10 protein-coding genes are annotated in these 13,656 nt (G+C 33.7%); 8 read left to right on the top strand and 2 right to left on the bottom strand.

The window, feature by feature from the left end; translation table 11 throughout:
* Nucleotides 1-113: 113 nt before the first annotated feature.
* Nucleotides 114-812, bottom strand: coding sequence for a carbohydrate-binding family 9-like protein (locus FLACOL7796_RS18610; RefSeq protein ID WP_173972227.1), 699 nt, complete (start codon nt 810-812; stop codon nt 114-116).
* A gap of 180 nt (nt 813-992) precedes the next feature.
* Here FLACOL7796_RS18610 and FLACOL7796_RS18615 point away from each other — a divergent pair, with 180 nt between their 5' ends.
* Nucleotides 993-2,648, top strand: coding sequence for a M1 family metallopeptidase (locus FLACOL7796_RS18615; protein ID WP_173972228.1), 1,656 nt, complete (start codon nt 993-995; stop codon nt 2,646-2,648).
* A 303-nt stretch (nt 2,649-2,951) separates the two neighbouring features.
* Entirely contained in the window at nt 2,952-3,158 is a 207-nt protein-coding gene (locus tag FLACOL7796_RS18620; RefSeq protein WP_173972239.1) for a hypothetical protein, read from the top strand.
* 194 nt (nt 3,159-3,352) lie between these two features.
* Here FLACOL7796_RS18620 and FLACOL7796_RS18625 read toward each other — a convergent pair whose 3' ends face one another.
* Complete coding sequence (locus FLACOL7796_RS18625) at nt 3,353-4,897, bottom strand: hypothetical protein (RefSeq protein WP_173972241.1); 1,545 nt, start codon at nt 4,895-4,897, stop codon at nt 3,353-3,355.
* Between the two features lie 155 nt (nt 4,898-5,052).
* Here FLACOL7796_RS18625 and FLACOL7796_RS18630 point away from each other — a divergent pair, with 155 nt between their 5' ends.
* The 6 genes from FLACOL7796_RS18630 to ilvC all read left to right on the top strand — a co-directional run bounded on the left by FLACOL7796_RS18630 (nt 5,053) and on the right by ilvC (nt 13,335).
* Nucleotides 5,053-6,228, top strand: a complete 1,176-nt coding sequence (locus tag FLACOL7796_RS18630) for a 2-isopropylmalate synthase (protein ID WP_173972243.1) — start codon at nt 5,053-5,055, stop codon at nt 6,226-6,228.
* 95 nt (nt 6,229-6,323) lie between these two features.
* Nucleotides 6,324-7,442 (top strand): 3-isopropylmalate dehydrogenase, encoded by a 1,119-nt coding sequence (gene leuB / locus FLACOL7796_RS18635; RefSeq protein WP_173972245.1) that lies wholly within the window; start codon nt 6,324-6,326, stop codon nt 7,440-7,442.
* 267 nt (nt 7,443-7,709) lie between these two features.
* Nucleotides 7,710-9,383: a dihydroxy-acid dehydratase gene (ilvD, locus tag FLACOL7796_RS18640; protein WP_173972247.1), complete on the top strand. Its 1,674-nt coding sequence runs from the start codon at nt 7,710-7,712 to the stop codon at nt 9,381-9,383.
* Between the two features lie 140 nt (nt 9,384-9,523).
* The gene (gene ilvB, locus FLACOL7796_RS18645) at nt 9,524-11,212 is read left to right on the top strand and encodes a biosynthetic-type acetolactate synthase large subunit (protein WP_173972249.1); all 1,689 of its coding nucleotides are present in this window, start codon (nt 9,524-9,526) and stop codon (nt 11,210-11,212) included.
* A 67-nt stretch (nt 11,213-11,279) separates the two neighbouring features.
* Nucleotides 11,280-11,801 carry an acetolactate synthase small subunit gene (gene ilvN / locus FLACOL7796_RS18650; protein WP_173972251.1) on the top strand — a complete coding sequence of 174 codons (522 nt, stop codon included), beginning with the start codon at nt 11,280-11,282 and terminating at the stop codon, nt 11,799-11,801.
* 64 nt (nt 11,802-11,865) lie between these two features.
* A complete protein-coding gene (gene ilvC, locus FLACOL7796_RS18655) occupies nt 11,866-13,335 on the top strand; it encodes a ketol-acid reductoisomerase (protein ID WP_173972252.1) in 1,470 nt (489 codons plus the stop codon).
* The last annotated feature ends 321 nt before the right edge of the window (nt 13,336-13,656 follow it).

A 13,656-nucleotide genomic window follows, 5' to 3' on the forward strand; every position in this document is an offset into this window, starting at 1 on the left:
CAATATTATGATATAAAAGAAACGCCAACAAAGTCTTTATTTTGAAATTAAATTACGGAAGAAACTTAGAGTATCTACCGATTAAACAATTACACGATTTAACGTTAATCAAATTACTCCATAAACTCAAAAACAGCAAATTCTTCCGGTTGATGAAAACCATATTTTAAACTCTTATAATATTGTAATGCAAGATATTCAGTTGTGTTACCGTAATCAATTCTAAAAGCATTCCCTCTCCATTTTGTTCCTGCTTTTGGTGGAGTAAAATTACCGTTTTTAATAGTTTTAAGGCTTGAAAACGGAATCTTAATTTCAGTATTAAAACCTTCAGGAGTTATTTTACTTACGGTTTCTAATCCTGCAATATCAAAATTCATAGCGGTATTCCAACCGCCGCAAAGGGGTGAAATACATTTAAGTAATAGATCATAATTGGATGAAAAAGCATTCACTCCAATTTCTAAATAATTCTGACCATCACCATCTGGATCAATAAAAAGCTCTACCAGATCATCCGTATTAAAAATTTGAGAATCTTTTTTTTGAGGCGTTCCAACGATTTTAGAATCAGTAGAACGATAGGCGATGTATAGGTTTTGATCATTCCACGAAAGTGAAACAAAAGTATCCTGAGAAGCTTTATTTCCAGAATCATGAATCACAAATGGACCTAAGAATGGTGTTTTCCAATCAGATAAATCTCCGTCAATAGTGATCTTGTCGCTTGTTTTATGAATTGGAATAGTTTGCGAATAATTTACTGTCGAAAACATAAATGATGAAACGGCAAGGATCGTACTGATTTTCATAAAATTATTAAAATGAATTTATTGGCTAAAATACAGAAGAATAAATGAATTTTAACAATAAATTTTCCGAATCGGGATTGTAAAAAGAGTCAAAACTTGATTCGAATGTTTACATTTGTTGAAGTTTAAGTTAATGAAATACGCTACGTTATTTCGATTAAAACAAAATATCTACTTCGTATGAAAAAATACTTTGGTGGCGTTTTTATCGCCTTTTTGTTTGGCTTTACGGCCAATGCGCAAGGACTTCTTAATAAGTCTGAAACCGTTTTTACTCATCAGGATTCTTTACGCGGAAGCATTACAAAAGAAAGAGCATGGTGGGATTTAAAATATTACCATCTTGATGTAAAAGTAGATCCGAAAGAAAAAACGATTACAGGCTCAAATACCGTTCGCTATACTGTTTTAACGCCTTATGATAAAATGCAAATAGATTTGCAGGAACCGATGAAGATCTATAAGGTGACGCAGGACGGCAAAGAATTGAAATTTGAAAGAGACGGAAATGCGTTTTTTATTGAATTAGCCGCTGCGCAAAAAGTAGGCGAGACGAAAGAAATCGTAATTTCATTTGGAGGAAAACCTAAAGAAGCTGTAAATCCACCGTGGGATGGCGGAATTACGTGGAAAAAAGATAAAAACGGAAAAGATTTTATTGCTTCATCTTGTCAGGGATTGGGCGCTAGTGTTTGGTGGCCGAACAAAGACCATATGTATGACGAAGTAGAAAATATGTTGATTAGTGTAAATGTTCCGGGGCATTTGACTGATGTTTCAAACGGAAGATTACAAAGCGTTAAGAAAGAAAAAGACGGAACGAAAACCTTTAATTGGTATGTTTCTAATCCGATTAATAATTATGGTGTAAATATTAATATTGGAGATTACGTTAATTTTTCAGAAAAATTTAAAGGAGAAAAAGGCGATTTAGATTGTAATTATTATGTTTTGAGTTATAATTTGGCTTTAGCCAAAGAACAATTTAAAGACGCTCCAAAAATGCTAAAAGCGTTTGAAAACTGGTTCGGACCTTATCCTTTCTATGAAGATAGTTATAAACTGGTTGAAGCGCCGTATTTAGGTATGGAGCATCAAAGTAGTGTAACTTACGGAAATGGTTATAAAAATGGCTATTTAGGACGCGATTTAAGCGGAACCGGTTGGGGATTAAAATTCGATTTTATTATTATTCATGAATCAGGACACGAATGGTTTGCGAATAATATTACCTACAAAGATATCGCTGATATGTGGGTTCATGAAAGTTTCACCAACTATTCTGAAAGTCTTTTTCTGGAATTTTATTACGGAAAAGATGCTGCTGCAGAATATATAATTGGATGTAGAAGAGGAATCAAAAATGATAAACCAATTATTGGTCATTATGATGTAAATAATGAAGGATCAGGCGATATGTACCCAAAAGGTGCTAGTATGCTGCACATGATTCGTCAGGTGATTAATGATGATGCTAAATGGAAATCGATTCTAAGAGGTTTAAACAGTACTTTTTATCACCAAACGGTTACCGGGAAGCAAATTCAGGATTATATCAATACACAATCAGGAATTAACTTTAACAGAGTTTATGCGCAATATTTAACGACTACTCAAATTCCGGTTTTTGAATATATGTTTAAAGACGGAACTTTTGGATATCACTGGACGAATTGTGTTGCCAAGTTTGATATGCCGGTAAAAGTAACTTTAAACGGCGAAGAAATTTGGTTAAAACCAACTACAGAATGGAAATCAGAGAAAACAATCAATAATAACAGAACCGTTGAAGTAAGTAAAGATTTTTATGTAACGAGTTCTAATATTGTGGAATAATTTTAAATTCCAATATTTTAAAATCCCAAATTCCAATTATGTTGGAGTTTGGGATTTTTTTTATTTCGCATAACTTTACGCAAAGACCTTTGTCAAAGTTTAAAACTTTGACAAAGGGTGGAACGCAAACCATTTGGAATTTGGAATTTTAAAATTGGAATTTTTTCTTAATGTTAATTATATATTTTGTACGAATATTACCGTTTTATTTTTCTATTTTAGATTGTATTAATTTGAAAATGAACAAATAAAGCGTAATCCGAAAAGCTAATAGAGTAGGAAACAAATCAAATAAAACTATTTATGAAAAATTTAAAAAACCTAAAAAATGTTGAAATCCTAAGTAAAAATGCTCAAAAAAATATTTTTGGAGGCGTACTTCCGTACGTAAATCCAACAATTGGTTTGTGTGACAGATTATGTGGTGAAGCTGGAGGAGTTCTTTCAAATACACCAGGAAAAGGAGATGTTTGTTTGCAAGGAACTTCTACTTGTTGTTATTGCAGATAAAATATTCTGAGGAATAAGTTAAACTCACAATTTCACTCCTAAAAGTAAACCCGACAGGTTTTTGAAACCTGTCGGGTTTATTATTTTTAGAGGATATTGTTATTCGTAATCTTTGTCAAAGTTTTAAACTTTGACAAAGATCTCTATGCGTAAACCAATTAGAATTTGGAATTTAAAAAATTGGAATTTTACTCTTAACGACTATTCAATTTCGCTTTTTCCTTAATGATATCCGCAATTTTGCGATTCTCGATTTTGCTTTCCAACCATGAAATAATATCCAGATACAAGAAAGCTCTTTTTTCGTAGGTATTTTTTTCGAGCTCTACGAAACGAGCGTGCATTTTTTTGAATTCTTTCTTAATGTCGGCTGGATAAAAATTATTCAGGTTTCTTAAAAATTTAATGATCTCTTTTTGAACTTCGTGTAAGTCATTCATTTTCAATAAGAACTTATACGTGTTTTTAAGATGATTTTCTAAGTAATAATCTTTTCCTAACTCATAATGTGCAATCAAAGACAAAAGTCTCGCAAAACACATTAAATCTTCGCGCATTGATAAGTTCTTGTTATTGATGATCTTATCCAAATAAAGAATACATTCATTGTATTTTTCATTTCCAAAATAAATAGAAGCAATTTTATAGAAAAACAACATTTCATGATGTTCATCAAGATGCTCGCTGTGTATTTTGATCTTCTCTAAAATTTCAGGAATTAGGTATTCGCTTTCGGCAAAAGTTCCTTCCAGAATATGAAGGTTTAACTTATTGTTATAAACGTATAGAAATGATAGCGATGCTATGTTGTCATTTACAGGAAACTTTTCATCCTGAATTGTTTCTTCTAAAAGTGATAAATATTTCTTGAAATTCGATTTGTATTTCAACATATATAATGACTCTAAAAAGTAATGATTTCCCTTTAGAAAAAATACCGGATTCTGGTAAATCATATTGGGGTTGTCATAAAATAAAGTCACCCATTTATAAGCATATTTATAACTGGCCAAGAAGTCCTGAACCAGGAAACTTCGCCATAAATTGGCATTATAAAACCAGTATTTCTCACGGAAACCAAATTTACTTTCGTCTAGCTTGGCAATATGTTTATTGAAATAGTCATCAATATATTTGTATTCTTCATCATTTTTTACATAACCTGTTTTTAACATGATTCCGTAAAGCTGAAGTGATAAATTCGATAATTTGCTTGAAATGGTATTGCGGTAATTTAATTCCTTAGCCTGAATCACCAATTCATCGGCACGACCCTGAATACTTCGCGTAATATATTGCGATTCGATTAGTTTTTCGAATTCAACAATTTCATACGCCATATATTTCTCGTCATTTTCGAGCGCAATGATTTTTGTTTTGTCCAGAATCTTCAAACTCTGTTTGTATAAACCTTTATTATATAGGATACCGGCAAAATCTATTTGTTCACGCAATTGATAACGAATGTTCTGACTCGGAATATTCAGTCGGATACTTACCAGAATTTGTTTGTATAAGTATGATTTTAAGTTAGATAACTGTACTTTTTTTATGATTCCGCTTTTTAAAATAAGCTTTTCATCATAGTGTTCAGATTTATCTAAGATGTTGAATAATTCGATGAATTTCGTATTTGAACTCGTCTCTAAACGGCTTGCAAAAATCTTAAACTGTCTTTTTTCGGATTTAGAAAGTGATTTTATTAATACAAATAAGAAATCTTTTTGATGGTTAGCCATTGTAAAATATAATAATGTAACTTATTGGTTTTTAGTTGTTTAATACGTTATAAATTGTGTTATGAACAGTATAATTTCATTAAAATGAATTTCGTACTGAAGAAGTACAATATATATTTGTTATCAAGATGTGAAATTACATTAAATAAATGAATATGAATAGAGAGAAAGTTCAAATTTTTGACACCACTTTGCGCGACGGCGAACAAGTTCCAGGATGTAAGTTAGATACTAAACAAAAATTAGTTATCGCAGAACGACTTGATAAAATGGGAGTTGACGTTATCGAAGCAGGTTTTCCTGTGTCAAGCCCGGGCGATTTTTTATCGGTCTCTGAGATTTGTAAAATTGTAGAAAATGCAACCGTCTGCGGACTAACAAGAGCCGTAAAAAACGACATCGATGTTGCTGCAGCTGCCTTAAAACATGCTAAAAGACCTAGAATCCACACAGGAATCGGAACATCTGAATCTCACATACTTCATAAATTAAATACCACAAGAGAAGATATTATCGCAAGAGCTAAATATGCTGTATCACACGCAAAATCTTATGTAGAAGATGTTGAGTTTTACGCAGAAGATGCCGGTCGAACTGATAACGCTTTTTTGGCTAAGGTTTGTGAAGAAGTGATAAAATCTGGTGCTACCGTATTAAATATCCCTGATACAACAGGATATTGCTTACCAGAAGAATACGGAGCAAAAATTAAATACCTGAGAGAAAACGTAAAAGGAATCGAAAACGTAATCCTTTCATGCCACTGTCATAATGATTTAGGAATGGCAACTGCAAATTCTATCGCAGGAGCTATAAACGGAGCGAGACAAATAGAATGTACTATTAATGGTATTGGTGAAAGAGCCGGAAACACAGCACTTGAAGAAGTAGTAATGATTTTTAAACAACATCCTTACTTAAATCTTGATACCAACATTAATACAAGAGAATTGAACGAAATGAGCCGATTGGTTTCTGAAAGTATGGGAATGATCGTTCAGCCAAATAAAGCTATTGTAGGAGCAAATGCTTTTGCACATAGTTCTGGAATTCACCAGGATGGTGTAATCAAAAACAGAGCAACTTACGAAATCATGGATCCGCTTGATGTCGGTGTTAATGAATCTTCTATCATCCTGACAGCAAGAAGTGGAAGAGCAGCATTAGCTTACCGTGCTAAAAAAGTAGGTTACGAATTAACAAAAGTGCAATTAGATATTGTATACGTTGAGTTTTTGAAATTTGCCGATATCAAAAAAGAAGTGATTGATGCAGATATTCACCAAATTATCGAAGCTTCAAAAATTGAAGGTGATTTGATTAGAAGCTAGTTAAACAGAAAAAGAGAACAAAGAGAATAGATTAAAGAGAATAGAACAAAGAAGAAACAAAAATAAGGATTTAAATACATAAAGAACGAGACGTTATGAATTTGAAAATAGCAGTTTTACCAGGAGACGGAATTGGACCAGAAGTAATTTTACAAGCCAAAAAAGCATTATACGCTATTGGTGAGGTGTACAATCATGAATTTGTATTTGAAGAGGCTCTCATGGGAGCAATTGCTATTGACAAAACAGGAAACCCATTGCCGGAGCAAACCCTGAATCTTTGTTTAAACACAGATGCAGTTTTGTTTGGCGCGATCGGAGATCCTAAATATGACAATAACCCAAATGCAAAAGTTCGTCCGGAGCAAGGATTATTAAGGCTTCGTAAAGAGCTTGGGTTGTTTGCTAACATTCGTCCTATAAAACCTTATAAAGCATTAATCGATGCATCTCCTTTAAAAAGAGAAATTATCGACGGAGCTGATTTTACTATTTTCAGAGAATTAACCGGCGGAGCTTATTTTGGAGCTAAAACATTAAATGAAGAAGGAACACACGCCTCGGATTTATGTGAATATTCAGAAGAAGAAATTACCAGAATTGCACATTTAGCTTTTAAATCGGCACAAAACCGACGTAAAAAACTAACAATGGTAGACAAAGCAAATGTTTTGGAAACCTCAAGATTATGGAGAAAAGTCGTTCAGAAAGTGAGTGTAAGTTATCCGGATGTAGCTTTAGATTTTTTATTTGTGGATAATGCAGCAATGCAATTGATTTTAAATCCAAAACAATTTGATGTGATTTTGACAGAGAATTTATTTGGAGATATTTTATCAGATGAAGCAAGCGTTATTACAGGTTCTATAGGTTTATTGGCTTCGGCTTCTTTAGGAGAAAAAAATGCTTTGTTTGAGCCAATTCACGGTTCTTATCCACAGGCAAAAGGAAAAAATATTGCCAATCCAATCGCTTCAATTTTATCAGCAGCAATGTTGTTAGAGCATTTTGGATTATTTACAGAAGCAAATGTGATTTACAAAGCTGTAGAAAAAGCAATTGAATACAAAGTAGTTACGGTTGATTTAAAACCAGATTCAAAATTCGGTACAAATGAAGTAGGGGAGTTTGTTTCAAATTTTATTTTCAGCAAAGATGACTTGCTATATTTTAATAATGACAATGTTCATATCGGTCAATCGACAATAGTTTAGGTTTTTTATTAAAATAATGAAATAAATAACAAGAAGTATGTGAAATGTTGAGATTTTATTTTTTTAGTCCTGTAAGTTTTCATACTTTTGTGACACTAAAAAATAAATGATGCAAATCTCAATTATTATTACTTCTGTCGTTGTTGTCAATGTGATTCACACATCTGCATCGGGAATGGTATAAATATAATTGAAAAACTATATTACAAACCTTCCAAATACTGGAAGGTTTTTTTTTGAATAAAAATTTAAAAAAATAATACAATAATGGAATTAAATAAGTACAGCAAAACCATCACTCAAGATCAAACACAACCTGCGGCGCAAGCGATGTTGTACGGTATTGGTTTAACTGAAGAAGATTTGAAAAAAGCACAAGTTGGTATTGTGAGCATGGGTTATGATGGTAATACTTGCAACATGCACTTGAATGATTTAGCAAAAGATGTGAAGAAGGGTGTTTGGGATGTGAATCTGGTCGGGCTTATTTTTAACACTATTGGTGTAAGTGACGGAATTTCGAATGGTACTGAAGGAATGCGTTTTTCATTGGTTTCGCGTGATGTTATTGCAGATTCTATAGAAACAGTTGTAGGTGCGCAATGGTACGATGGTGTAATTGCAATTCCTGGTTGTGATAAAAATATGCCGGGAGCATTAATCGCAATGGGGAGATTAAACCGCCCGGCGATGATGGTTTACGGAGGTTCTATACATTCCGGAAAATGGAAAGGTGAAACATTAAATATTGTATCTGCTTTTGAAGCTTTAGGAAAAAAAGTAAAAGGAGAGATCACTCCGGAAGATTTTAAAGGAGTTATCCAAAATGCATGTCCTGGAGCTGGTGCTTGTGGTGGTATGTATACTGCCAATACGATGTCTTCTGCAATTGAAGCATTGGGTATGAGTTTACCATATAGTTCTTCGAACCCTGCTTTAAGTCAGGAAAAAAGAGACGAATGTCTTGCTGCCGGAGCTGCTATTAAAATTTTATTAGAAAAAGATATTAAGCCAAAAGATATCATGACGCGTAAAGCTTTCGAAAATGCTATTACAATTGTAGCAGTTTTAGGAGGTTCTACAAATGCAGTAATGCATTTAATTGCAATGGCGCATTCTGTTGGTATTACAATTACTTTAGATGATTTTCAGGCAATTAATGACAGAACACCAGTTTTGGCAGACATGAAGCCAAGTGGTAAATATATGATGGAAGATATTCATGAAGTTGGAGGAATTCCTTCTGTAATGAAATATTTATTGAAAGTTGGATTGATTCATGGAGATTGTTTAACAGTAACAGGAAAAACTGTAGCAGAGAATTTAGCTGCTACTCCTGATTTACAAGACGGACAAGAAGTAATCCATGAAATTCAAAAAGCGTTGAAACCAACAGGAAATATTCAGGTTTTATACGGAAATCTTGCTTCTGAAGGTGCTGTAGCAAAAATCAGCGGAAAAGAAGGAGAATATTTCGAAGGCCCTGCTGTTGTATTTGAAGGTGAATTTGAAGTAATTCCTGGTCTTGAGGCCGGAAAAATTAAACCGGGTAATGTAGTCGTCATCAGGTATTGTGGACCAAAAGGTGGTCCGGGAATGCCTGAAATGCTGAAGCCTACATCTGCAATTATCGGAGCCGGATTAGGAAGCACTTGTGCATTGATCACAGATGGTAGATTCTCCGGAGGTTCACATGGCTTTGTCGTAGGACACATTACACCAGAAGCATATGATGGTGGTGGTATTGCTTTAGTAAAAGATGGTGATTTAATCGCGATCGATGCTGTAAAAAATACAATCGACCTGAAGATATCTGACGAAGAATTCGCAGCTCGTAAAGCGGCCTGGGTTCAGCCTCCTCTAAAAGTTACAAAAGGAGTTTTGCTTAAATATGCAAGATCGGTTTCAAGCGCTTCTACAGGTTGCGTTACCGACAATTAATTTTACAAAGAAAAAATCAAAAATCAATACAGTTACAATATCAAAAGTCAATAGCAATTACAATAAAAACATAAAAAATTAATTTTTGCCATTGCCATTGAATTTTGATATTGAAATTGACATTGAAAAAAAAATATACTATGAAAATATCAGGGGCAGAAGCCGTTATTAGATGTTTATTAGCAGAAGGAGTAGATTTGGTTTACGGATATCCGGGAGGAGCCATAATGCCGGTTTACGACGAATTATATAAATTTCAGGACCAGTTACACCATGTTTTGGTGCGTCATGAACAAGGTGCAACACATGCAGCTCAGGGATATGCCAGAGCTACAGGAAAAGTTGGGGTAGCTATTGCTACTTCAGGGCCGGGAGCTACAAACTTAGTCACCGGTATTGCAGATGCTCAGATCGATTCAACACCAATGGTTTGTATTACCGGACAGGTGGGGAGACATTTGTTAGGATCTGATGCTTTTCAGGAAACGGATATTATCGGAATTTCGACTCCGGTTACCAAATGGAATTTTCAGGTTACTGAGGCTTCTCAAATTCCTGAAATTATAGCAAAAGCATTTTATATTGCACGTTCCGGACGTCCAGGACCTGTATTGATTGATATTACTAAAAACGCTCAGTTTGATGAGTTCGAATTTAGTTATGAAAAATGTACAGCGATCAGAAGTTATGTTCCGGTTCCTAAATTAAAATTAGACAAAGTGGCCGAAGCTGCTGCTTTGATTAATAGCGCTAAAAAACCGTTTATTGTTTTTGGTCAGGGAATAATTTTGGGGCAGGCCGAAGAGCAATTAAAAGCATTTATAGAAAAATCCGGGATTCCGGCAGGATGGACAATCCTTGGACTTTCGGCTTTGCCAACAGATCACCCGTTAAACGTTGGTATGTTAGGAATGCACGGAAATTATGCACCAAATTTACTAACAAACGAATGCGATGTTTTAATCGCATTGGGTATGCGTTTTGACGATCGTGTTACCGGTAAATTAAGTACTTATGCGAAACAGGCAAAAGTAATTCACTTTGAAATTGATCCTGCAGAAGTCGATAAAAACGTAAAAACCGAAGTAGCGGTTTTAGGAGACGTAAAAGAAGCTTTAAATGCATTATTGCCGTTAATTGATGCAAAATCACATGATTTATGGCATAATGAATTTAAAGAATTACATAAAATAGAGGTAGAATCTGTTATAAACGAAGAGTTGAACCCAACGAATGGTAAAGGAATTTCGATGGGTGAAACTATGGAAATGATCAATAAACACTCAAATGGTGATGCGATTATTGTTTCAGATGTTGGACAACACCAAATGTTTGCTTGCCGTTATGCTAAATTTAATCAAACCAAAAGTAATATTACTTCCGGAGGTTTAGGGACAATGGGATTTGCATTACCGGCTTCTATTGGAGCTAAAATGGGAAGACCGGATCGTGAAGTTGTTGCTATTATTGGTGATGGAGGTTTTCAGATGACAATTCAGGAATTGGGAACAATTTTCCAGACAAAAGTTCCGGTAAAAATTGTTATCCTAAACAACGAATTCTTAGGAATGGTACGTCAGTGGCAAGAGTTATTTTTTGATAACAGATATGCTTCGACCAATATGATCAATCCAAATTTTGTTGCCATCGCAGAAGGATATTACATTAAATCTAAAAAAGTAACGCAAAGAGAAGATCTTGATGCCGCTGTCGCTGAAATGATGGCTTCAAAAGATTCTTACTTCTTAGAAGTTATGGTCGAAAAAGAAAATAATGTATTTCCAATGATTCCAACAGGAGCTTGTGTTTCTGAAATTAGATTAAGCTAAAGAAAAAAAGTTTCAGGTTTCAGTCCCGATAGCTATCGGGATTGAAACAAATAAAACTAAAAAACAAATGGAAGATAAAACATTTACCATATCGGTATACTCAGAAAATAACGTGGGTTTATTAAATAGAATATCAGGAATATTCTTAAAGCGTCACATTAATATATTAAGTCTAAATGTTTCAGAATCAGAAATAGAGAATGTTTCAAGATTTATTATCGTTGTAAACACAACTGAAAAATGGGTTCAGAATATAGTAGGGCAAATAGAGAAGCAAATAGAAGTAATAAAAGCTTTTTACCACACAGATGAAGAGACTATTTACTTAGAAAATGCTTTGTTTAAAATTGCTTCAAGTTTGTTGTTTGATGAAAAACAAATTCAAAATATCATCAAAGAAAGCCAGGCAACAATCGTAACTGTTTCTCGTGATTTCTTCGTGATTTCGAAATCAGGAAGACGTTCTGAAATTGAAGAATTATATGCAAAATTTAAACCTTACGGCATCATGCAATTTGTACGTTCGGGCAGAATATCAGTTTCTAAAGAAAAAATGGAGATTTCATCATTATTAGAAACATTCAAATAGTATCATCTTAGTTACATAATAATCAATTATTAAATTACAACATTCATTAAATATTAAAAACAAAATGGCAAATTATTTCAATACATTACCACTTAGATTACAATTAGAACAATTAGGAGTTTGCGAATTTATGGAGCAATCTGAATTTGCAGACGGGATTTCAGCATTAGCAGGAAAAAAAGTTGTCATTGTAGGCTGCGGTGCACAAGGTTTGAATCAGGGTTTAAATATGAGAGATTCAGGATTAGATATTTCATATGCATTACGTGCAGATGCAATCGCTGAAAAAAGAGCTTCTTATAAAAATGCTACTGAAAACGGTTTTACAGTAGGTACTTACGAAGAATTAATTCCAACTGCTGATCTAGTTTGTAACTTAACACCAGATAAACAACATACTGCTGTAGTTACCGCCATTATGCCATTAATGAAACAAGGTTCGACTTTAGCTTACTCTCACGGTTTTAATATTGTTGAAGAAGGAATGCAAATTCGTAAAGATATTACAGTAATTATGTGTGCGCCTAAATGTCCAGGTTCTGAGGTTCGTGAAGAATACAAAAGAGGATTTGGTGTACCAACACTTATCGCTGTTCACCCGGAGAATGATCCAAACGGTTTTGGTTTAGATCAGGCAAAAGCTTATGCTGTAGCAACCGGAGGACATAAAGCAGGAGTTTTAAAATCATCATTTGTTGCTGAAGTAAAATCAGATTTAATGGGTGAGCAAACTATCCTTTGCGGATTATTGCAAACTGGTTCTATTTTATGTTTTGATAAAATGGTAGAAAAAGGAATCGAACCTGCATATGCTTCAAAATTAATTCAATACGGATGGGAAACTATCACAGAAGCTTTGAAACATGGTGGTATCACAAATATGATGGATCGTTTGTCTAATCCTGCAAAAATCGAAGCTTACGAAATTGCTGAAGAATTAAAAGACATCATGCGTCCTTTATTCCAAAAACACCAGGATGATATTATTTCAGGAGAATTCTCAAGAACAATGATGATTGACTGGGCTAATGACGATAAAAATTTATTGACTTGGAGAGCTGCTACAGGAGAAACTAATTTTGAGAAAACAGCTCCAACTGATGCTCCAATTGCTGAACAAGAATATTTTGATAATGGAGTTTTAATGATTGCTATGGTTAAAGCTGGTGTAGAATTGGCTTTCGAAACGATGACAGAAGCAGGAATTATCGAAGAATCAGCTTATTATGAGTCATTACATGAATTACCATTAATTGCAAATACAATCGCTAGAAAGAAATTGTTTGAAATGAACCGTGTTATTTCGGATACAGCAGAATATGGTTGTTATTTATTTGACCATGCTTGCAAACCGTTATTGACAGATTACATGAAAACTGTTGAAACTAACATTATAGGAAAACCATTCTCAACTTCTAACGGAGTAGATAATGCTATTTTAATTGCTGTAAACAAAGAAATTCGTCAACATCCTATCGAAGAAGTAGGAGCATGGTTGAGAGAATCAATGACAGCAATGAAAAAAATTGGATAATAAATTGGGAATTACCGCACATTCGGTTGTGGAATTTGCACTGTATCTTTGTTTTGTATGATATTTTGAATTAGTAAGCACTTATTAAAAAAAAATGGATATAGATGCATATTGCATTCACTTAACTTCGGCGAGCAAGTAAGTTAAGTGAAGCTAATCCCTAATGAGGGGTATATTTTATAAAAAAAATATACTTGTTGAATTTTCATTATTAATTAATAAAGCTGCTGCTATTTTCAAAATAGAAGAACGCATTGTAGTACAGAATTACAAAATTAATTGTTATTGAAATTGTTAAAATAAAAAGGCATGGTATTCATT

This window comes from Flavobacterium bizetiae, assembly GCF_902804475.1.
In the GTDB taxonomy this organism is placed as follows: Bacteria; Bacteroidota; Bacteroidia; order Flavobacteriales; family Flavobacteriaceae; genus Flavobacterium; species Flavobacterium bizetiae.

Bases quoted from the DNA above. Each gene is read 5' to 3' on its own strand.
- FLACOL7796_RS18610 (WP_173972227.1), bottom strand. From the start codon at position 812: ATGAAAATCAGTACGATCCTTGCCGTTTCATCATTTATGTTTTCGACA.
- FLACOL7796_RS18615 (WP_173972228.1), top strand. From the start codon at position 993: ATGAAAAAATACTTTGGTGGCGTTTTTATCGCCTTTTTGTTTGGCTTT.
- FLACOL7796_RS18620 (WP_173972239.1), top strand. From the start codon at position 2,952: ATGAAAAATTTAAAAAACCTAAAAAATGTTGAAATCCTAAGTAAAAAT.
- FLACOL7796_RS18625 (WP_173972241.1), bottom strand. From the start codon at position 4,897: ATGGCTAACCATCAAAAAGATTTCTTATTTGTATTAATAAAATCACTT.
- FLACOL7796_RS18630 (WP_173972243.1), top strand. From the start codon at position 5,053: ATGAATAGAGAGAAAGTTCAAATTTTTGACACCACTTTGCGCGACGGC.
- leuB (WP_173972245.1), top strand. From the start codon at position 6,324: ATGAATTTGAAAATAGCAGTTTTACCAGGAGACGGAATTGGACCAGAA.
- ilvD (WP_173972247.1), top strand. From the start codon at position 7,710: ATGGAATTAAATAAGTACAGCAAAACCATCACTCAAGATCAAACACAA.
- ilvB (WP_173972249.1), top strand. From the start codon at position 9,524: ATGAAAATATCAGGGGCAGAAGCCGTTATTAGATGTTTATTAGCAGAA.
- ilvN (WP_173972251.1), top strand. From the start codon at position 11,280: ATGGAAGATAAAACATTTACCATATCGGTATACTCAGAAAATAACGTG.
- ilvC (WP_173972252.1), top strand. From the start codon at position 11,866: ATGGCAAATTATTTCAATACATTACCACTTAGATTACAATTAGAACAA.